The organism is Caulobacter radicis (assembly GCF_003094615.1).
GTDB lineage: Bacteria > Pseudomonadota > Alphaproteobacteria > Caulobacterales > Caulobacteraceae > Caulobacter > Caulobacter radicis.
In genome coordinates this window covers 380,028-400,581 of record NZ_QDKO01000032.1, presented here as the reverse complement: position 1 = coordinate 400,581, position 20,554 = coordinate 380,028, and the positions used below count along the sequence as shown (strand labels likewise).

20 protein-coding genes are annotated in these 20,554 nt (G+C 69.9%); 5 read left to right on the top strand and 15 right to left on the bottom strand.

All coding sequences use genetic code 11. The features are described from left to right. The coding region (locus DDF62_RS19745; protein ID WP_133149190.1) for a hypothetical protein at positions 1–110 on the bottom strand (110 nt) is incomplete at its 3' end. Between the two features lie 368 nt (positions 111–478). Here DDF62_RS19745 and DDF62_RS19740 point away from each other — a divergent pair. Together DDF62_RS19740 and DDF62_RS19735 are read left to right on the top strand one after the other, a co-directional pair. Then, positions 479–1,267: an SGNH/GDSL hydrolase family protein gene (locus DDF62_RS19740; protein ID WP_116490650.1), complete on the top strand. Its 789-nt coding sequence runs from the start codon at positions 479–481 to the stop codon at positions 1,265–1,267. A gap of 91 nt (positions 1,268–1,358) precedes the next feature. Next, positions 1,359–3,152 carry an ATP-binding protein gene (locus DDF62_RS19735; RefSeq protein WP_208866900.1) on the top strand — a complete coding sequence of 598 codons (1,794 nt, stop codon included), beginning with the start codon at positions 1,359–1,361 and terminating at the stop codon, positions 3,150–3,152. Positions 3,153–3,409: 257 nt separating this feature from the next. On the opposite strand, the gene DDF62_RS19730 is transcribed toward DDF62_RS19735, so the two are convergent. From DDF62_RS19730 to kdpA, 6 genes are all read right to left on the bottom strand, one after another. Then, entirely contained in the window at positions 3,410–4,102 is a 693-nt protein-coding gene (locus DDF62_RS19730) for a response regulator (protein WP_116490648.1), read from the bottom strand. 7 nt (positions 4,103–4,109) lie between these two features. After that, a complete protein-coding gene (locus DDF62_RS19725) occupies positions 4,110–6,824 on the bottom strand; it encodes a sensor histidine kinase (protein WP_116490647.1) in 2,715 nt (904 codons plus the stop codon). Positions 6,825–6,827: 3 nt separating this feature from the next. Continuing rightward, a complete protein-coding gene (gene kdpC, locus DDF62_RS19720) occupies positions 6,828–7,406 on the bottom strand; it encodes a potassium-transporting ATPase subunit KdpC (RefSeq protein WP_116490646.1) in 579 nt (192 codons plus the stop codon). Positions 7,407–7,424: 18 nt separating this feature from the next. Beyond that, the gene (locus tag DDF62_RS19715; RefSeq protein ID WP_116490645.1) at positions 7,425–8,210 is read right to left on the bottom strand and encodes a transporter; all 786 of its coding nucleotides are present in this window, start codon (positions 8,208–8,210) and stop codon (positions 7,425–7,427) included. A 132-nt stretch (positions 8,211–8,342) separates the two neighbouring features. Continuing rightward, positions 8,343–10,415: a potassium-transporting ATPase subunit KdpB gene (gene kdpB / locus DDF62_RS19710; protein ID WP_116490644.1), complete on the bottom strand. Its 2,073-nt coding sequence runs from the start codon at positions 10,413–10,415 to the stop codon at positions 8,343–8,345. 16 nt (positions 10,416–10,431) lie between these two features. Then, the gene (gene kdpA / locus DDF62_RS19705) at positions 10,432–12,141 is read right to left on the bottom strand and encodes a potassium-transporting ATPase subunit KdpA (protein WP_116490643.1); all 1,710 of its coding nucleotides are present in this window, start codon (positions 12,139–12,141) and stop codon (positions 10,432–10,434) included. A gap of 510 nt (positions 12,142–12,651) precedes the next feature. On the opposite strand from kdpA, the gene DDF62_RS26505 reads away from it, so the two are divergent. Next, positions 12,652–12,780 carry a hypothetical protein gene (locus DDF62_RS26505; protein ID WP_279325493.1) on the top strand — a complete coding sequence of 43 codons (129 nt, stop codon included), beginning with the start codon at positions 12,652–12,654 and terminating at the stop codon, positions 12,778–12,780. A gap of 77 nt (positions 12,781–12,857) precedes the next feature. On the opposite strand, the gene DDF62_RS19695 is transcribed toward DDF62_RS26505, so the two are convergent. The 4 genes from DDF62_RS19695 to greA all read right to left on the bottom strand — a co-directional run bounded on the left by DDF62_RS19695 (position 12,858) and on the right by greA (position 15,536). Beyond that, positions 12,858–13,403, bottom strand: coding sequence for a hypothetical protein (locus DDF62_RS19695; protein WP_208866899.1), 546 nt, complete (start codon positions 13,401–13,403; stop codon positions 12,858–12,860). A 104-nt stretch (positions 13,404–13,507) separates the two neighbouring features. After that, the gene (locus DDF62_RS19690) at positions 13,508–14,068 is read right to left on the bottom strand and encodes an HNH endonuclease (RefSeq protein WP_116490642.1); all 561 of its coding nucleotides are present in this window, start codon (positions 14,066–14,068) and stop codon (positions 13,508–13,510) included. A 167-nt stretch (positions 14,069–14,235) separates the two neighbouring features. Beyond that, a complete protein-coding gene (locus DDF62_RS19685) occupies positions 14,236–14,820 on the bottom strand; it encodes a DNA-3-methyladenine glycosylase family protein (RefSeq protein ID WP_425267066.1) in 585 nt (194 codons plus the stop codon). Between the two features lie 236 nt (positions 14,821–15,056). After that, on the bottom strand, positions 15,057–15,536 hold the full coding sequence (gene greA, locus DDF62_RS19680; RefSeq protein ID WP_116490641.1) for a transcription elongation factor GreA: 480 nt from the start codon (positions 15,534–15,536) through the stop codon (positions 15,057–15,059). Positions 15,537–16,016: 480 nt separating this feature from the next. On the opposite strand from greA, the gene DDF62_RS19675 reads away from it, so the two are divergent. Both DDF62_RS19675 and gluQRS read left to right on the top strand, forming a co-directional pair. After that, positions 16,017–16,637 (top strand): TetR/AcrR family transcriptional regulator, encoded by a 621-nt coding sequence (locus tag DDF62_RS19675; protein ID WP_116490640.1) that lies wholly within the window; start codon positions 16,017–16,019, stop codon positions 16,635–16,637. Between the two features lie 34 nt (positions 16,638–16,671). Next, positions 16,672–17,511: a tRNA glutamyl-Q(34) synthetase GluQRS gene (gene gluQRS, locus DDF62_RS19670; RefSeq protein WP_116490639.1), complete on the top strand. Its 840-nt coding sequence runs from the start codon at positions 16,672–16,674 to the stop codon at positions 17,509–17,511. On the opposite strand, the gene DDF62_RS19665 is transcribed toward gluQRS, so the two are convergent. From DDF62_RS19665 to DDF62_RS19650, 4 genes are all read right to left on the bottom strand, one after another. Then, positions 17,508–17,822, bottom strand: a complete 315-nt coding sequence (locus DDF62_RS19665; RefSeq protein ID WP_101719375.1) for a winged helix-turn-helix domain-containing protein — start codon at positions 17,820–17,822, stop codon at positions 17,508–17,510. The genes gluQRS and DDF62_RS19665 overlap by 4 nt on opposite strands. A 7-nt stretch (positions 17,823–17,829) precedes the next feature. After that, positions 17,830–18,474 (bottom strand): hypothetical protein, encoded by a 645-nt coding sequence (locus tag DDF62_RS19660; RefSeq protein ID WP_116490688.1) that lies wholly within the window; start codon positions 18,472–18,474, stop codon positions 17,830–17,832. 32 nt (positions 18,475–18,506) lie between these two features. Then, positions 18,507–19,718, bottom strand: coding sequence for an acyltransferase family protein (locus DDF62_RS19655; protein WP_116490638.1), 1,212 nt, complete (start codon positions 19,716–19,718; stop codon positions 18,507–18,509). 284 nt (positions 19,719–20,002) lie between these two features. Beyond that, positions 20,003–20,533: a CcdC protein domain-containing protein gene (locus DDF62_RS19650; protein ID WP_165832303.1), complete on the bottom strand. Its 531-nt coding sequence runs from the start codon at positions 20,531–20,533 to the stop codon at positions 20,003–20,005. Positions 20,534–20,554: the final 21 nt, after the last annotated feature.

Here is a 20,554-nt window from a genome sequence, read left to right as displayed (position 1 = left end):
GAGATCTTGCGCGGATCCTTGTCGATGCACGTCACCACGTGACCGAAGTCCGCAAAGCACGCCCCGGACACCAGGCCCACATAGCCCGTGCCAATCATCGCTACGCGCATGTCATCCCCTGCTCAACAAGAGCCCCGCCCAGCCGGCGGCACAAAAACATCGAGTGATTTTAATTCGACATTCCTTGTCGAAGCGCAATCACGAACTGATGACTATTCAAAAGAAATTTTTATGTGGCCAAAGTTTGCACTTCACGACGACATCGCCACGAAAAATCGCGATCGACCGTCCGGGATCGGAATTCCCGACAAACTTGACCATAAGGCGCGTTAATCAACCTGATGACAAAAAGAGCACGGTTCGGGCAAGAATTATACTTACCTTGACCGTAGAGGCGACGTTCTATGCGGAAAATGCCGCCCGGCTTATCAAACACGCATTCGAACCGCCCACGGAACATGCTTAACAGGCCCGCCCCATGAGCTCCCTCGCCGCCTATCTGCGCGACCTGAAACGCTCGCGGTTCTTCCTTCCCGGGGTCGGCGTGGGCGCGCTTCTGGGCTTTGGCCTGTCGGCCGCCTGGTTCCAGACCACCCTGCCGCAGTGGCGGCCGACCGGCAGCGCCGCCGCCCGCACCGCCGTGAAGCTCGAGACCGCGCCCGGCGCGCCCCTCGTCCTGAAGCGCGGCGCCGTCATCGTCTGCGAGGGCGACAGCCTGACCTACGGCTTCAAGCGCTGGGGAGAATCGATTCCCGGCATCAACGGCTCGCCCTCGCCGCGCAGCCCCACGCCCTACCCGGAGACCCTGCGCGGCCTGCTGGGCGGCCAGGTGACGGTGGTCAATCACGGCAAGCCCGGCGACCAGACGCTGGACGGCCTGACCCGCTGGGCCCGCGCGCCGACCGGCGACCTGACCATCATCATGTACGGGGCCAACGACGCCAAGGTGCGCGGCAAGCCCGGCGCCCTGGACGTCAAGGTCTATGCCAGCCTGCTTGAGGCCCTGGTGCGCCGGCGGCTCGACGACGGCGGCCAGGTCATCGTGCTGCTGCCCCCGCCGGCCTCGGCCCGCGACACGCAAGCAAGGCTCGACCCGTTCCGCGAGGCCGCCGTCCAGGTGGCCGCCCGCACCGGGGTCAAGGCCGTGGACGCCGCGCAGGCCCTGACCGGGATCGGCGCGCCGCTGCAATATGACGGCCTGCACCTCAGCGACCAGGCCAACCTGGCCATCGCCCGCGCCCTGGCCGCGCAGATCCGCGTCGAATAGCCCCGCCCGCCGGCCGGCGATGCATCCTGAGGATGCTTGCGCGGGGAAAGGCGCGGACCCAGTCTCGCATGGCGAAGCTGGACGTTTTGCGATGGATGCCCTGCCGACGCCGCTTCACGCGACCGACGGCGCCGCCCGCCTGCAAAGGCTGAACCGGCGGTTGGAAAGGCTGCGCGAACTGGCCGAGATCCAGGCCCTGCTGGCGGGCGCCGAGGTGGACGGCGAAGCCTTCATGCAGATCGTCGTCGACCGCGTGCAGCACCTGCTGGGCGGCCACGGCGCGGTCGTCGAACTGGTCGACGGCGAGGACATGGTCTACCGCGCCGTCAGCGCCGGCTCCGAGGCGCACCTTGGCCTGCGCATCCCGCGCGCCGGCAGCTTGTCGGGCCTGTGCGTCGAGCAGGCCCGCATCCTGGTCTGCGAGGACAGCGAGCACGACGAACGGGTCGATCGCGAGGCCTGCCGCAAGGTGGGCCTGCGCTCGATGCTGTGCGCGCCGCTGTTCGACGGCGACCACGCCATCGGCGTGCTCAAGGCCATGGCCGGCCAGACCCGCGCCTTCGGCTACGAGGACGTCGAGCTGCTGCGCCACATGAGCCAGACCCTTGGCGCGGCGATCGCCAAGCGCGCCAGCTTCGGCGCCCTGCGCCGGTTGCTGCAGGAGCGCACCGCCGCCTTCGAGCGCGTGGAGCGGCGCAATCACAGGCTGGCCCTCCTGACCGAGCAGCTGCGCGAGGCCAAGGCCGAGGCCGAAGCCGCCAACCGCGCCAAGTCCGACTTCCTGGCGGCCATGAGCCACGAACTGCGCACGCCGCTGAACGGCCTGGTGGGTTTCGCCGAGATGCTGGCCCGCGACGACCTGGCGCCGGAGCAGCGAGGCGCCTATCGCGACTTCGTCCACGACGCCGCCCGCTCGCTGCTGACCATCGTCGACGACATCCTCGACCTGTCGCGGGTGGAGGCCGGCAAGCTCGACCTTCACGCCGGCGAGGTCGACCCCGCCCGCCTGGTGGAAAGCTGCGTGGCCATGGTCCGCCCGCAGGCGCAGGCCAAGGGGCTGGCGGTGACCACCAGGATCGCGGACGGGGCCGAGCGCCGCATCGCCGGCGACGCCAACCGCCTGCGCCAGGTGCTGCTGAACCTCCTGAACAACGCCGTGAAGTTCACCGGCGCCGGCGGCGTGACGGTGACGCTGGAGCCGGTGGGCCCGCCAGAGGCGCCGGCCTTGCGCTTCCTGGTCGCCGACACCGGCATGGGCGTGGCCGACGAAGCCCGCGAGCGACTGTTCCAGGCCTTCGGCCAGGCCGACGCCTCGATCCATCCGCGCTATGGCGGCGCCGGCCTTGGCCTGGCGATCTGCAAGCGGCTGGTCGAGGCCATGGGCGGGACGATCGGCTTCGACAGCGTCGAGGGCGAGGGCTCGACCTTCCGGTTCGAGATCCCCGCGACGTCCGCCGATCCCGAGAGCGCGCCCGAGCACGCGGCGGCCGAGACCCCTCCCCTACGCGTCCTGGTGGTCGACGACAGCCGGGTGAACCGCGCCCTGGCCGAGGCCGTGCTGGGCTCGGCCGGACACCTGGTGACCGGCGTCGGCGACGGCCCCTCCGGCGTGGCGGCCGTTCGCGACGGGGCCTTCGACGTCGTGCTGATGGACGTGCGCATGCCGGGCATGGACGGCCTTGCGGCCACGCGCGCGATCCGCGCCCTGCCCCCACCGGCCGGCGCCGTGCCGATCCTGGCCCTGACCGCCAACGCCCTGCCCTCGGAGATCGCCGCCTGCCTCGCCGCCGGCATGGACGGCCACGTGGCCAAGCCCATCGACATCGCCGCCCTGCTGGCGAAGGTCAGCGCGGCGGCGACGGGCTCTCGAAAGCAGACAGGCTAGGCGCCCACTAAGGGTGGGGAACTGACATAAAATCCCTCTCTCATGGAGAGAGGGAGGGGCCCGCGCCGCAAGGCGTGGGAGGGTGAGTGGGTAGCGAAGCCCTTGGGAAATCTCGGCTCTGTTGCGGGCGATGCGCCGGCACGCCGGTTGAGGGTGTAACCACTCACCCTCCCATCGCTACGCGATGGGCCCCTCCCTCTCTCTAAGAGAGAGGGATTCCGGACGACGGCGAGACTGCCAGAAGCCTAAGAGCCCCCTCAGTCCCCGATGAAGCGATACCCCACGCCCGGCTCGGTCAGCAGGATCTTGGGATGGGCCGGATCGGCTTCCAGCTTCTGGCGCAACTGGCCGACGAACACCCGCAGGTACTGGGTGTCGTGCATGTGGGCGGGGCCCCAGACCGAGGTCAGCAGCTCCTTGTGGGTCAGCACCTTGCCGCGCCCCATGGCCAGCCTTGCCAGCACCTCGTATTCGCGCGGCGAGACCTTCACCACCGCCCCGTCGCGGGTGACCAGGCGCTTTTCGAGATCCAGCTCCACCGCCCCGGCCCGGATCGGCCCGACCGGCGCCTGGGTGGCCGCCTTCTGGCGCAGCGCCACGCGAAGGCGCGCCAGCAGCTCGCCGACCCCGAACGGCTTTTCGACATAGTCGTTGGCGCCCCGGTCCAGGGCCTCGATCTTCTCGATCTCGCGGTCGCGGGCCGACAGGATTAGGATCGGGCCGTCATAGAAGGCGCGGGCCTTCTCCAGCACCTCCTTGCCGTCCATGTCGGGCAGACCAAGGTCGAGGACGACGGCGTCGGGCGACCACAGAGCGATGCCGCGTAGGCCCTCCTGGCCGCCGTCGGCGCGCAGCGGGTCGTAGCCGGCCGCGTCGAGCGCGGGGCCGAGGAACCGGTGGATCTGCGGCTCGTCGTCGATGACCAGGATGCGGGGGCGAAGCGCGCTCATGGACGGCTCATAGCAGATGGTGGGGCGTGGCGACGCCCTTGGGCAGGCTGATCAGCATCCGCGTGCCCTTGCCGTCGTGGATCGGGCTGGCGGCGGCGATGCGGCCGCCCATGGCCTCGACGAACCCCTTGGCGATGGCGAGACCCAGCCCGACGCCCTGGCTGGCGTTCGGCGAGCGGTCGCTGGGGTCCTGCAGGCGGCGGAACTTCTCGAACACGCGCTCCAGGTCGGCCGGTGGAATGCCCCGCCCCTCGTCCTCGATGCTGATGACCACATGGGCGCGGTCCTCGTAGGCGGCGACCTCGATGCGCGCGCCAGCCGGACTATAGGCGATGGCGTTCTCCAGGATGTTGACCGCCACCTGCTCCAGCAGGTTCGGATCGGCCTGGACGAGGCTCAGGGTTTCGGGAAAGTCGCGCACCAGCACACGGCCCTCCAGGCGACGCGCCACCCGATCGGCGGCGGCCGCCAGCACGTCGCGGGCGTCGATCCAGTCGGTGCGCAGCTTCAGGCCGCCGCCCTCGATGCGGGTCATGTCCAGCAGGTTGGCGACGTAGCCGTTCAGGCGCTCGGCCTCTTCCTTGATCCCCAGGGCGAGATCGGCGCGCCCCGGCGGCGACAGCTTGTCGCCATAGTCGATCAGGGTGGTGGCCGCGCCCAGCACCGTGGTCAGCGGCGTGCGCAGGTCGTGGCTGATGGAGTTCAGCAGGGCGTTGCGGAAGCGGTCGGAGCGGCGCAGGGCCTCGGCCTCGACCGCGCCCGCGGCCAGTTCGGCGCGTTGCAGGGCCACCGCGCCCTGGTCGAGCAGGGCCAGCAGCAGCCGCTCCTCGTCCGATCCCGAGGCCAGGGCGCCGGCCTCGATCCCGGCCACGCCGGCGCGGGCGCCCAGCCCCTCCAGCGGCCAGAAGGTCCAGGCGGCCTGCGGCAGGGTGCCGGTGCCGGCCCCGGCCGGCTCGCCCTTCTCCCAGGCCCAGCGGGCGGCGGCCATGGGTCCGGTTCCGAGATCGACGAGGTCCGGCGCGCCGGCCGCCGGCGCCAGCTCTCCGTCGACCGGCAGGAACACTACCGCCCGCGCGCCGGAAGCGGCGGCGGCCTGCTCGGCCAGGGCCTGGGCGACGGCGGTCTTGCCCGAGGCGGCCGACAGGGTGCGGCTGGCGGCCAGCAGGCTGGTCACGCTGGCCGCCCGACGCTGCGAGCCCAGGGCCTGGTCGCGCACGCGGCCCGCAAGCCCGCCGGTGGCCAGGGCCACGGCCCAGAACACGATCAGGGTCAGCACGTCGGTGGGCGAGCCGATGGCCAGGCTGTAGCGCGGCGCCAGGAAGAAGTAGTTGTAGACGACAAAGGCAGCCGTCGCCGCCGCCAGGGCCGGGCGCAGGCCGTGCATCACCCCCGCCGCCAGCACGGCGGCCAGGTAGATCATCCCCAGTTCCACCCGGTCGAAGGCGGTGTCCAGCGCCCAGGCCACCAGGCTGGCGGCCGCCACGAAGCCGCCGCCGGTGAGGTAGGCTGGCCAGTCGAAGCGTCGCGGCTTGGGCGCGGACGGCTCGGAAGCCCCCTCCCCGCCGGCGCCGGCGCCGGTGACCACGTGGATCGCCTGACCCCGGGCCTCGCGCAGCAGCGCCGCCGCCAGCGAGCGGCCGGTCAGCTCGCGCCAGCGGGAATCCTTCGATTTGCCGATGACGATCTGGGTGACGTTGTTGCGCCGGGCCCAGGCCATGACCGTGGCCACCACGTCGGTCCCGGTCAGCACGACGGTCGAGCCGCCCAGCTGCTCGGCCAGCTTCAGGGCCTCGCGGGTGCGGGCGGCGGCGGCCTCGGGCGGCGGCGGACGGTCGGGCCGCTCGACGTGGGCCACGGTCCACGGCGCGTCCATCATCATGTCCGACAGCCGCCGGCCGGCGCGCACCAGGCCCGCGGCCATGCCGTCGCCGCCGGCCAGCACCAGGATCCGCTCGCCCGCCGCCCACGGCCCCTCGACGCCCTTCTCGCGCATGGCCGCGACCAACTGGTCGTCGACCGTCTGGGCCGCCCGCCGCAAGGCCAGCTCGCGCAGGGCGGTCAGGTTCTCGACCTTGAAGAAGTTCTCCGAGGCCAGGCGGGCTGTCTCGGGCACATAGACCTTGCCCGCCGCCATGCGCTCGCGCAGTTCGTCGGGGGTGATGTCGATCAGTTCGATGTCGTCGGCCCGGGCGAGCGCGCTGTCGGGCACCGTCTCGCGCTGGCGGGCGCCGGTGATGCGTAGGACGACGTCGACCAGGCTTTCCAGGTGCTGGACGTTCAGCGTGGTCCAGACATCGATGCCCGCCGCCAGGATCTCCTCGACGTCCTGCCAGCGCTTGGGATGGCGCGAGCCGGGCGCGTTGGAGTGGGCGTACTCGTCGACCAGCAGCAGTTTCGGCCGCCGCTCCAGCGCCGCGTCGAGGTCGAACTCCAGATAGCTGCGGCCCCGGTTCTCGACCGGGCGGCGCGGCAGCACGTCCAGGCCGCGCAGCAGGCTCTCGGTCTCGCGGCGGCCGTGGGTCTCGACCACGCCGACCAGCACGTCCAGGCCTTCCGCCTTGCGGCGGCGGGCGGCGCGCAGCATCTCGTAGGTCTTGCCCACGCCCGGCGCCATGCCCAGGAACACCTTGAGGCGCCCCCGGCGGGCCTTGTTGGCGGCCGCCAGAAGCGCCTCGGGGTCGGGGCGGCCCCTCTCGGGGTATGCGGAGGGGTCGCCCGCCAACGGCTAGCCGACCATCGGGAAGCGTGCGTCGAGCGCCCGGTTGACGTCCAGCACATTGACCCGCGGCTGGCCGATGAAGCCCAGCAGCGGCGGTTTCACGGCCGCGTCGATCATGGCCAGCACCTCGCCGCGCGGCGCGTTGCGGGCGGTCGCGATGCGTCCGGCCTGCAGGCGGGCATAGGCCGGCGAGATGTCCGGATCCAGGCCCGAGCCGGACGTCGTGACCGCGTCGGCCGGAATGACCGCGCCGGGAAACTCCGCCCTCAGGGCGTCGGCGTCGGTCTTCTCGCGCTCGATCAGCTTGTCGTTCAGCGGGCCCATGTTCGAGCCGCTGGAGGCCGAAGCGTCATAGCCGTTCCCCGCCGCCGACGGACGGCCGTGCAGGTAGCCCGGCTTGGCGAAGACCTGGCCGATCAGCGCCGAGCCGACGACCTGGCCGTGGGCGTCGCGGACCAGCGAGCCGTTGGCCTGCGCCGGAAACGCGGCCTGGGCCACGCCGGTGATGGCCAGCGGATAGGCCAGGCCCAGGAGGATGGTGAAGAGGCCCATCGAAACGAGGGCCGGGCGAAGGTGCGAGATCATGACCTTCCAGCTCCTTTCCTAGAACCGCTTCGAGACGCCGACGTACAGTTGCGCGTCGGGAGTGTCGCGGTTCAATCCGAAATTGGCGCCGGCGTCCAGTTGCAGGGTCGGCGCGACGAGATAGGCGGCGGCGACGTCGGCCGAGACCTGGGTCACCGTGTCGGCGGGGTCGAAGTTCGTGCTGGTCCACAGCTCGCCGATCAGGCTGAGCTTGTCGGTGACCGGGCGGGCCAGGTTGACGACATTGGTCACCGCCGCGTGGCGGCCGTCGCCGTCGGCGTCGAGCAGCAGGTCCACCTGAGGCCCGAAGGTCAGGGTGGCGCCCGAAAGCGCGATGCTGATCGGCACGGCCACGCCGCCCTCCACCTCGTCATTGCCCAGGCCCTTGGCCGCCGTCGGGATCTTCACGTAGGGCAGCAGGGCGACGCTGACCTTGTCGCCGGAATGGACGCGGGTCTTGTACCGGATCCACACGTCGCCGACGCCGTCGGTCTTGTCGTCGACGCCCGGTCCCTTCACGCGGGCCTGAAGGTAGGGCGTCCAGGTCACCTGCAGGTCGCTGCTGTCGGTCAGGCCGTACTTCAGCGTCGTGGCGGCGACGGCGGTCGTCTCGGCCTTGACGCCCGAGGCCTTCACCTGGGTCCAGTTCACCCCGTCGGCCTCGACCTGCCAGGCGCCCTTGGGGACCGAGCAGGTGCTGTTGGCCTTGGTCGGGCGGTCGGTGCAGATCGGGGCCTCGTCCGCCCAGGCGGCGGTGGCGGCGAGGGTCGAGGCGGTGATCACGAGAAACGCGAACTTGCGCATTGGAATTCTTCGTCTTTCAGGAAGAGAGAAATCACTGGCCGCCGAGATTGGCCGCCAGGCAGACGATCCCGATCGCCACGAGGCCGAAGACCAGGTCCCTGAGGATCGAGCCTGGGGCGATCGGGCGTTTCATCAGGCCAGCCCCAGGGCGGAGACGGCCATGTCGATGAGCTTGATGCCGACGAAGGGGGCGACGAGGCCGCCGACGCCGTAGATCAGGAGGTTGCGCGACAAGAGCTTGCCGGCGCCGATGGCGCGGTACTTCACGCCCTTCAGGGCCAGCGGGATCAGGGCCACGATCACCAGGGCGTTGAAGATCACCGCCGATAGGATCGCGCTTTGCGGGCTCGCCAGCTTCATGATGTTCAGCCCGCCCAGGGCCGGCAGGGCGACCACGAACATCGCCGGGATGATGGCGAAATACTTGGCCACGTCGTTGGCGATCGAGAAGGTGGTCAGCGCGCCGCGGGTGATCAGCATCTGCTTGCCGACCTCGACGATCTCGATGACCTTGGTCGGGTCGCTGTCGAGATCGACCATGTTGCCGGCCTCGCGGGCGGCCTGGGCGCCGGTCTGCATGGCCACGCCGACGTCGGCTTGAGCCAGGGCCGGAGCGTCGTTAGCGCCGTCGCCGCACATGGCCACCAGCCGTCCCTTGGCCTGCTCGGCCCGGATCAGGCGCAGCTTGTCCTCCGGAGTGGCCTCGGCCAGGAAGTCGTCGACGCCGGCTTCCGAAGCGATGGCCGCGGCGGTCACGGGGTTGTCGCCGGTGATCATCACCGTGCGCAGGCCCATGCGGCGCAGGTCGGCGAAGCGGGCCTTAACGCCGGGCTTGACCACGTCCTTCAGGTGGATGACGCCGACCAGGGCGCCGTCCTCGCTTACCGCCAGCGGCGTGCCGCCCGAGCGGGCGATGCGGTCAACGGCGGCCATCACCTCGGCCGGGATGCGCTTGGGATCGATGGCCAGGCTGCGATAGACCGCGTCCACCGCGCCCTTGCGCCACGAGCGGCCGTCGACATCCAGGCCCGACTGGCGCGTCGTGGCGCTGAAAGGGATGGCGGTCGCGCCGGCCGGCGCCTCCAGGGCCAGGCCCTGCTGGCGGCCCAGCTCGACGATCGAGCGGCCTTCCGGCGTCTCGTCGGCCAGCGAGGCCATGACGGCCGCGCGCAGGGCGGCGTCCGGACGCACGCCGGGGGTGGCGATGACTTCCGTCGCCATGCGGTTGCCGAAGGTGATGGTGCCGGTCTTGTCGAGCAGCAGGGTGTCGACGTCGCCTGCCGCTTCCACGGCCCGACCCGAAGTGGCCAGGACGTTGACCTTCAGCAGGCGGTCCATGCCGGCGATGCCGACCGCCGAGAGCAGGCCGCCAATCGTCGTCGGAATGAGCGTGATGAACAGCGCGCCCAGCACCAGCGGGTCGAGCACGACGCCCGAGAACTTGCCCAGGCCCAGCAGGGTGACCACCGCGATCAGGAAGATCAGGGTCAGGCCGGCCAGCAGCACGGCGAGCGCGATTTCGTTGGGCGTCTTGCGGCGGTCGGCGCCCTCGACCATGGCGATCATGCGGTCGAGGAAGGTCGAGCCCGGCGCGGCCGTGACCCGCACCTTGATCCAGTCGGAGACCACGGTGGTGCCGCCGGTCACCGCCGAGCGGTCGCCGCCGCTTTCGCGGATCACCGGCGCGCTTTCGCCGGTGATGGCGGCCTCGTTGACGCTGGCCATGCCCTCGACGATCTCGCCGTCGGTGGGGACCACGTCGCCGGCCTCGACCAGTACGAGCTCGCCGGGAACCAGCTTGTGGGCCGGGGTCGGGATGATCGTGCCGGCCTGCTCGTCGATGATCAGCTTGGCCTTGGTGGTGACGCGGGCGGCCCGCAGGCTGTCGGCGGCGGCCTTGCCGCGGCCCTCGGCCACGCTCTCGGCCAGGTTGGCGAAGAGCACGGTGGCCCAGAGCCACAGCGAGACCTGTACGGCGAAGCCGGCCGACTGCTGGGCGGCGATGGCCGCGACGGCCGAGACCGTCGACAGCAGCGCCACGATCCAGGTCGCGAAGATCACCGGATTGCCGGTCAGCTTGCGCGGGTCGAGCTTGAGGAAGGCGTCCTTGGCCGCGCGGGCCAGGATCGGGGCGGAGAGGCCGCCGGCGAGGCTGGGGGCTTTGCGCCGCCCGCCCTCGCCCGCCTCGATGTCATAGGTTGTCATGGAAGTGCGCTTTCAGTCAGCGTTGGGCGACGAAGGCGAGCGCCTGGAAGTGCTCGACGATCGGTCCCAGCGCCAGAGCGGGGAAGAACTGCAGGCCGCCGAGGATCAGGATCACCCCGATCAGCAGGCCGACGAAGAGACCGCCGTGGGTCGGCATGGCGCCGGCCGTGGGGGCGAGCTTGGGCTTGGCCGCCAGGGCGCCGGCGATGGCCAGCACCGCGACGATGGGGGCAAAGCGCCCGAACATCATCGCCAGGCCCAGGGTGGTGTTCCACCAGGGGGCGTTGGCCGTCAGGCCGCCGAAGGCCGAGCCGTTGTTGGCCGTGGTCGAGACGTAGGCGTAGAGGATCTCAGACAGGCCGTGGGGACCTGCGTGCATCAGTCCTTTCAGCGCCTCGGGCAGGATCGCGGCCAGGGCGGCGAAGCCCAGCATGAACAGCGGGATCACCAGCACGGCCAGCATCGAGAACTGGATCTCGCGGGCCTCGATCTTCTTGCCCAGATACTCGGGCGTACGCCCCACCATCAGGCCGGCGACGAACACCGCCAAGAGGGCCATGACGACCATGATGGCGACGCCCGAGCCGATGCCGCCGGGCAGGATCTCGCCCAGCTGCATCAGGAACATGGTGATGCCGCCGCCAAGGGGCATCAGGCTGGAATGCATGCCGTTGACCGAGCCGTTGGAGGCGCCGGTGGTCATGGCCGCCCAGGCGGCGGTCGAGGGAGCGCCGAAGCGGACCTCCTTGCCTTCCATGTTCACCGAGGCGTCGACATGGGCCGCGACCTGGGCCGGAGGGGCCTGGGTTTCGGTGACGTAGATGCCCGCCGCGCCGGCGCTCAGCAGCACCGCGGCGGCGATGACCAGGGCGCGCACGTCCTTTTTCGCCAGCACGCTGCGGCCGAAGGCGAAGAAGGCCGCCCAGCCCAGCACGTTGATCGACACCGCCGTGATCAGGTTGGTCAGCGGCGTGGGGTTCTCGAACGGGTGGGCCGAATTGACGTTGAAGATGCCGCCGCCGTTGATGCCCAGCTGCTTGACGGCCAGCTGGCTGGCGGTGGCGAAGAGGGAAATCTTCTGCTCGCCGCCCTCGAGGGTGTGGGCGGTGACGCCGGCGGCCAGGGTCTGGGGCACGCCCAGGGCCGCGAGCACGAGGGCGACGACCACGCAAAGCGGCAGCAGCACCCACAGCGTCGTGCGGATCACGTCGCTCCAGAAGTTGCCGACGTCCTGGCCCTTGTTGGCGATGAAGCCCCGCGCCAGGGCCGCGGCGATCGCCGCGCCGGTGGCGGCCGAGACGAAGTTCTGCACCGTCAGCACCAGCATCTGGCTGAGCGTCGACATGGTGGTCTCGCCGCCATAGCTCTGCCAGTTGGTGTTGGTCACGAAGCTGACGGCGGTATTGAACGCCAGGTGCGGCGACAGCCCCGAAAAGCCTTGCGGGTTCAGAGGCAGCACGCCCTGCAGGCGCAGCACGCCATAGACCAGGAAGAAGCCCACGGCGTTGAAGGCCAGCAGCGCGCCGGCATAGCCGATCCAGCTCTGGCCCTTGCGCGGGTCGATGCCGCCGGCGGCGTAGAAGAGCCGCTCGACCGGGGCCAGCACCGGGTCGAGCCAGGTGCGCTCGCCGTTCCAGACGCGCGACATGTAGACGCCCAGCGGCCAGCCGATGCCGACCGCCAGGCCAAGCGTCAGGGCGATCTCCGCCCATCCTTGCCAGTTCATTTGAGGTTATCCGAGGATCGTCAGAACCGGTCCGGCCGCATCAGGGCCGTGACCATGTAGGCCGCGACGACGATCGCCCCGGCCCCCCAAAGCGCGTTCACGAACAGGGTCATGCGCGCCTCAATGCGACGGCGAACAGGCCAAAGAGCACGAACAGCCCTCCGCCCAGCGCCAGGAATGCGATGTCAGCCATGTCGGCCTCCTTCCAGGTTGGCGCGGAAGGGACCACGAAGCCGCGTAAGGGCTCCATTCGGGAGATGTATGGGCGGCATAAGGGCCGCATAAAGATCGTGGATGGGCCAGCGATGCTGCAATGCAGCGAGAGACTAGACGCCCATCACCACCATCAAGCTTCACCGCTAACTGAGCCGCCAGCCTTGTGAACAAGGCGCTTTCGTGACGACGCGGAGGCTTTGCGAGGATTATCGCCGCGCCGAAACTTTGTCCTTGTTTGCAGCGCAAAATCGCGAAACGGTGGAAGCCTTCGCACCTCGAACGCGTTCTTGGGTCATGTCGCCGCTGTTTCCCACCTTGATCATCCTGGGCCTGCTGGCGCTGCTGGCCTGGCCCAGCATCGAACCCCGCCTGCGCCGCCGCCTGCGCGGCCGCGGCAAGCGTCGTGGGTATTTCCGGGACTGAACCGGTCCTTCCGGACAAGAAAAAAGCCCGCTGCTCCGAGAGCCGCGGGCTTTTCCTTTTGTTCGCCGCGACCGACCTCAGGTCGTCGGCGTCGCCGCGATCGGCAGCTGGATCGACGCGTCGGCGTCGATATAGGCCGGGACGCGCTGGCCAGCTTTGATCTCCACGTCCTTGCCGTGCTTGATCAGGCCCAGCGGACCGAACAGGACGGTGAGGGTGACGGTCGTGCCGTAGCGCGCATCGCCTTCCGCGCCCTTCTGGCCGCGCAGCTTGATCTTGGCCGGACCGGCCCGCAGGTATTCCAGGCGAATGTTCAACTCGCCCGGCTTGCCCATCATCCCCTTCTTCTTGGCGTGGGTGACTTCGCCCGCGCCCTTCAGGCCGGCCGGCAGCACCGTGCCGTCAGGCAGGGTGACGGCCTCGGCCAGGCTGATGGTGAAGCGGTCGCCCGTCTTGGCGGTCTCCGACGACAAGCCGTCTTCGACCTGAATGGCCAGTTCGGTGCCTTCCGGCGCGACCACGGTCTTGGTCACAGCCGCCGCGGCGGCTTCGGCCTCGGGCGTGGCCGTCTGGGCCTGGACCGCCGGAGCGGCAAGCATCATCGCCGCCACGACGGCGGACATCCTCATGAGTTTCAAATCGATTCCCCCCGCGGGAGCCTCCCGCAGGTGGAGCTATACCGCCAAACTCGCGCCCGTAAACAGCGTTCTTCGAGCGACGTTCAGCCCTACGACTCCAGCTCGATGTCCCAGTAGAGATAGTCGAGCCAGCTGGCGTGCAGGTGCCCGGGCGGGAACTTGCGGCCGCGGTCCTGGAGCTCGTGCATCGAGGGCCGGCGGGCGGTGTGGAAGGGGTGCATGCCCGCCTCGCGCGGGGTGCGCCCGCCCTTGGTCAGGTTGCAGGGCGCGCAGGCGGTGACGATGTTCTCCCACGTCGTGCGGCCGCCGCGCGAGCGTGGAATCACATGGTCGAAGGTCAATTCGTCGGGCGAGCCGCAGTATTGGCAGCTGAAGCTGTCACGCAGGAACAGGTTGAAGCGGGTGAAGGCCGGCGGCCGCTCCTGCGGCACGTACTGCTTCAGCGACACCACGCTGGGCAGCTTCATCTCGAAGGATGGCGAATGCACCACGTGGTCGTAGGTCGAGACGACGTCGACGCGGTCGAGAAACACCGCCTTAATCACCTCCTGCCACGGCCAGAGGGACAGCGGATAATAGCTCAAGGGCCGATAGTCGGCGTTGAGCACGAGCGCCGGCATGCCGGACGGGGGTCGGGTCAGCACCTGCATGAGGGCCTCCCGCTCACGGGACCGACAAGGTCCCCATGGGGCTGGTACGCGGTCGGACTGAAGACGGGCCTCCTTCCTACGCAAATCAGGGAATCGCCATTCACTCCCGGACGCACAGAAAGGATGATCCCAATCGGCGACAGAACCAAGACGAAGCTTGCGAAAGTTCAGCCTGCGGGCCGGAGCTCGATCTCCCCGCGCCGAACGCCGCCGTAGCAAGCCCAGAGAAGATGCGCCGCCACGCCGCGATAGGGCTTCCAGGCCTCGGCGCGGATGTAGGCCGCCTTCTCGGTCGGACGAACGTCGTGGCCGTCTGCCCAGCGCATGGCCTCCTGCAGGGCGATGTCTCCGCCGGGGAAGACGTCGATGCGCCCCTCGCAGAACATCAGGAAGGTCTCGGCCGTCCATCGCCCGATCCCCTTGATCGCCACGAGGGCGGCGACGGCCTCGGTGTCGGGCATGGCCTTCAGGGCGTCGAAGTCGCAGGCGCCCGACAGGTGCGCGCCGGCGATCTCGCGCAGGTAGCGCACCTTGGGCCGCGACAGGCCAAGGCCCTGCAGGGCCGGATCGTCCAGGGCCATGACGGCGTGCGGCGTCAGGTCCGGCAGTCCCGCCTGCACCCGCGCCCAGATCGCCGCGGCGGCGGCCACCGAGATCTGCTGCTCGACGATCATCCGGGCCAGGCCCGGAAAGCCGCCGGGGCGCAGACGCCATTCGAAGACCGGCGTCACCGCCTCGAGGCGGGCGAACATCGGGTCGGCTGCGGCCAGGTGGGCGCGGGCCGCGGCGATCAGATCGGGAGTCGGAGCAGAGATCACGTCGGCGAGGAAGCCCTCGCCGGGGATCGCGGGCAACCCGAAACTTGCGGTGAGCGCGGTGCGTCCTTCGAGGCTCCCCTCGGGTCGCTCCTCAGGATGAGGACGCTGGTCGCACTGACTTCCTCATCCTGAGGCGCGAGGCGCAGCCGAGCCTCGAAGGACGCATGGCCTCAGCCGATGGCGACGATCTCGACCTCGCCGCCGGCCACCATCGCCGTATCCCCCACGCCCTTGCCCATCAGGGCGCGGGCCAGGGGCGAGACATAGGACACCGAGCCCTTGGCCGGGTCGGCCTCGTCCTCGCCCACGATACGGAAGGTCTGGGTGCGGCCGTCCTCGCGGTCGAAGGTCACCGCGTCGCCGAACTGCACGCTGGTGCGGCCCTCGTCGCGCTCGACCGGCTGGGCGGTGGAGCGGCGGGCCGACCAGTAGCGCAGGTCGCGGGTGGCGCGGGCCATGGCCGTGCGGTCGTCGGCCACGCCGCCGGCGGCCTGAGCGGCGGCATAGGCGGCGCGGGCGGCGGCGAACTCGGCCTCGATCATCGCCAAGCCTTCGGGCGTGACGAGATTGGGGTGCTGCGAGATCGGACGGTCGGGAAGATCGGCGGCGAACGCTTCGGCGTCGCCTTCCTTGGTGAAGGCCACGCTCATCGGGGCGCTCGCGAAGACTGGAACAGGAGGATCATCGGACGGAAACCCGGCATGTCGCGGGTCGTTCCGCCACCCCCGCTATGGCCGAGCCAGGCGCCGAGATCAAGATTTGGGAGGGCAGGATGGGGCGGCGCACCCCGGCGGCCGTCCCCGATCAGGTCGGGACGGCCGCATCGGACATCTTCGTCCTTACAGCGCGATGGCCAGCACGGCGCCGGCGACGCCGATGGCGGCCACCAGGAAGTAACCGATGGCGACGCGGTCGAAGAGGCCTTCGAAGGCTTCGAAGCTACGGTTGGTCATGACACACATCCTTGCAGTTGGTGCGCGCCGACCCCCTCGGCCGGCGTGGCTCAGTGGCGGTCTCTTGATGGCCGATCCATCTGAACAACGCTTAGATAACATGGATCTTAGCAACGTCAAGATATCTTGACGCTGTTTGGATGGATTTTCGCTACGTAAGGGATAGAGTGCGCCTCGATGACTCTCGCCCAGCCCGAAGCCCGCCCCTATCACCATGGCGATCTCAGCCGCGCCCTCGTCGAGGCCGCCCGCAGGATCCTGGAGACCGAAGGCCCCGCCGCCCTGTCGCTGCGGGCCGTGGCGCGCGAGGCCGGCGTCAGCCCGGCCGCGCCCTACCACCACTTCAAGGACAAGGGCCAACTGCTCGACGCGGTCGCCCACGAGGGCTGGGTGGCGCTCGACGCGGCCCTGATGAAGGCCCGCCAGGACAGCGACGACGACCGCCGGCGGATGACCAACCTCGGCGTGGCCTACGTGACCTTCGCCCGCGACAACCCCGCGCTCTATCGCGTGATGTACGACTGCTCGCGCGACAAGGACGCCCTTCCCGACCAGATGAAGGAGGAAGGCGCCTACTGCCAGGTGCGCAACACCATCGCCCACGCCGCCGGCGACGGCGTCTCCGAGATCGACTTGGAGCTGGCCACGATCGCCGCCTGGTGCGCCGGTCACGGCCTGGCCGAAATGAGCGGCTTCAAGCAGTTCGAGAGCCTCAAGACCCTGCTCGGCGGCGAGGAGGCCTTCCTCAAGGCCGTGTTCGACCACCTGGGCATGTTCGCCAAGTTCGACAGGGGATGAGCTTCGCCCCCGTGAAACGGGGGCGCTGTCGCGGATGACCTTCGCCACCCGGTTCGCCCCCTCCCCCACCGGCTACCTGCATCGCGGCCACGCCTACTCGGCGCTGACGGCCTTCGACGCCGCGCGGCGGGCCGGCGGCCGCTTCGTGCTGCGCATCGAGGACATCGACGCCACCCGCAGCCGCCCGGAATACGAAGCGGCGATCCTCAAGGACCTGGCCTGGCTGGGCCTGGAATGGGAACAGCCTGTCCGTCGGCAGTCGCGGCACCTGGCCGACTACCACGCCGCCATCGAGGCCCTGCGCGAGCGCGGCCTCGTCTACCGCTGCTTCAAGACCCGCAAGGAGCTGGACATCGGCCGCGCTCCGCACGAGCCGGCCGTCCCCTATCGCGGCGCGCCTCTGTCGCCCGACGAGGAAGCCGAGCGCCTCTCGCGCGGCGAGGCCTTCGCCTGGCGGCTGTCGCTCGACGCGGCCGAGGGGGCGCTTGGCGGCTTCGGCGATCTCGCCTTCGTCGAGGAAGGCGCCGGGCCCGACGGCGAGACCGGCCGGATCCCCGCACGCCCCGAAACCGCCGGCGACATCGTCCTGGCCCGCAAGGACGTCGGCGTCGCCTACCACCTGGCCGTGGTGCTGGACGACGCCCTGCAGGGGATCACCCACGTGATCCGGGGCGAGGACCTGTTCGAGGCGGCCCACATCCAGCGCCTGCTTCAAGCGCTGCTCGGGCTGCCGACACCGACCTATCGCCACCACGGCCTGCTGGTCGGTCCCGACGGCAGGCGCTACGCCAAGCGCGACAAGGCCCAGACCCTGCGCGAGCTGCGCGCCGCCGGCGTGACGCCGGACGCCCTGCGGGCCGAGATGGGCCTCTAGCCGGGGCCGCCGGCCTGCTCGACCAGCTGGCCCATGGCTTTCAGATAGCCGGCGAAGGCCGCCCGCCCCGTCTCGGTCAGCCTCACGCGGGTCAGCGGCTTGCGACCCACGAAGCTCTTGTCGATCGACACGTAGCCGGCCTCCTCCAGCTTGCGCAGGTGGATCGAGAGGTTGCCCTGCGTGACCTCCAGCAGGGTCTTCAGCTCGGTGAAATCTGCGACTTCTGCGCTGGCCAGGTAGGCGACGACGCCCAGCCGCACGCGGCCGTGGATGACGTCGTCGAGCCCGCTGATGTCGAACCTTGCCGTCACGATCGTCTCAGGCGCCCAGGTCCACGGTCCGGCTCATGGCCTGGCGCATCATGAAGAAGCCGGGCGCGGCCATGAAGGCGAAGAGGCCGAAGGTCGCGACCAGCAGATAGAGGCCGGCGCGGTCGACCAGCAGGCCCATGGCGACTCCCACGGCCAGCCAGCCCAGCGAGACCACCAGCATCCAGGCGCGCTTGCGCAGGGCGAAGACCGCGTACCAGACCGCCCCCTGAAGCACGAACACCACCGCCGGGTGATACAGCCAGTAGCGGAAGTCCTGGTTCTTCACGGCCGCCACCGCGAAGACGATGATCAGCGCCAGATTGGCCAGGCCCGCGCCGGCGAAGGCGGCGTTGATGGCCCTGTGGGTCACCCCGCCCTTGGGCTTGCGGCGCTCGACCACGATGACGATCGTCATGAGGATCAGGAAGATCACCGTCGGCAGCCAGGCCAGGATCAGGTTGCCCAGACCGCCCAGCCTCACCAGGCCGTGCTCCTGGGCGACATAGACCAGGCACTGGACCCCGTAGAGCAGGCCCGCCGAGCCGTAGAGCGCGCCGCCGGCGACGCCCAGGCCGGCCCGCTCGGTCCCGCCCTCGGCCAGGCCGCGCAGGAAGGCCAGGTCGTCCTGCACCGTCTTCAGCTTGTCGTTCATGGGCGCGGCTCCGTCGGCGACATCATGCAGGCTCACAGGATTCGTCCCAACAGCGGCATGCGGCGCAGGACCATGGTCGACAGCCAGCTCAGCGCCGTCGCCCCGACGAACACCGCGGTCGCCTTGGCCAACCCGCTCCAGTCCTGCGGCAGCAGCATCCAGGCCAGCCACGAGGTGAAGACGTAGTGCAGCAGGTACATGCCGTAGGCGTTGGCCTGCAGGCTCGCGCCGACCGGGCCCGTCCGGCGCGCGAAGCGCAGGAACGTGGCCAGGGCGGCGAAGGACAGCGTGGCGCAGGCCAGGGTGAACATCAGCCCGCCAAAGACGTCGAGGAACGGCCGCGGCGGCGGGTTGGGCGAGAAGGCCAGGATCAAGGTCGCCACCCCGCCGACGATCGGCAGGACCGGCGCCAGCTGCCAGGCCCACCAGCGCCTGGCCAGCTTGCCGTCCGGGTCGGTCAGGCCAAGGCCGACACCCGCCGCGCCGACGGCGATCCCGGCCAGGAAGTAGACGAGGTAGTGGCCGATACGGGCGGTCTGCACAGTGAACGGCCCGATCATGGTCCAGTGACCGAACGGCGTGGTCATCGACAGCGGCAGGTAGGCCAGGGTGCTGACCAGCACGAGGGCCCAGAAGAACCGGGCGGGCTTGCGCTCGGCGCCCTCGCCCAGCCGCGCCAGACGATCGAGAAGGCCAGGCGCGACGGCGTAGGTCCCCGCCGCGATCACCCCGAAGGCCAGCAGCACCCACAGGAACCAGGCCGGGCCGGCCGGCCAGAACGGCAGCTTCGTCCAGGCCGCGGCGAAGGCCGCCACGGACGGAACGCCGCCCGACTGCAACCAGGCCGGATAATAGGCCAGCGGCGCCAGCAGGGCCGCGGCGACCACGAACGGGATCCCCAGGCGCAGGGCGCGGCCCTTCAGGAACCCGCCCGCGCCCTTGGCCCGCAGGCCGTCGGCGACGAACAGGCCGGAGATGAAGAACATCAGCGACATGAAGAACATGTCGTTGACCAGGGTCAGGATCCCGAACGCCCCTACCCTCTGCGGATCCACGACCGGGAAGGCCGTCCACAGGATCGGCTGGGCGTCGAACGCCTTCGGGGCCGGCGCGTAAGGATGATAGGTCATCGCCGTGTGGTGGAAGATCACCAGCAGGGTGACGAAGGCGCGCAGGGCGCCGACCGGAGCGTTGCGGCCGCCGGATACGGCTGTCTTCTCTGAAGCGCTGAGCGGCGCGTGCATGGGTTGCCTCCCCCTCGTGTCGAGGTTGGAGGCGACCATGGATCAACTAGTTTGTTTTGTAAACTTGTTAGATAACGACGTTTGATTTTCGAGCGTGAAAGCTGGGATCTCCTGAGTTCGCCATCCCGGCCGGAGGGCCGCGCAGCGGACCGCAGAGCTGGGACCCAGGCGACTGGGCGCGGCGGCGACACGATCCCCCGACGCTTGCCGACACTGTGCGGCGGCCCCTGGGTCCCGGCTCTCCGCTTCGCTCCGGCCGGGATGACGATGAAGGGGTATTGCCCCTAGGCCGCCTGGGCCGCCCTGGCCGCACGGGCCTCGCGCAGCAGGCCGATCGCCCGCAGCGCCATCTCCAGGCGCGAGACGCCGAACAGGCCGACGCCCAGCACGACGAAGCCGTCGGTCAGCAGCACGGCGCTGATGTGCCAGGCCTCCGCTTCCGCCTCGAACACCGTCTTCAGGGCGAAGCGCACGACGAAGATGCCCAGCAGGAACAGGATCGCCGCCGGCGAGGGCTTGGTGTTCAGCTCGTGGGTGTCGGGATCGATGGCGATCGGGATCAGGCGGCCGCGCCACCAGCCGATCGTCGCCCCCACCGCGAAGATCCCCGCCAGCCACAGCCAGTCGGTCCCGTGCGGCGTGAATTGCATGAACAGGAAGACCGTGGCGACGACCATGACGGCCGGCAGGATCCACATGAACTCCAGCTTCAGCCGGCGCTCCTTGCTCATCGAGCGGAAGCGCAAGGCGAAGACGATGGCCACGACCAGCGCCGTGACGCCGTAGCCGATCAGTTTCTGATTGCCGTGATCCACGACCGATTTTCCCCCGAAAAC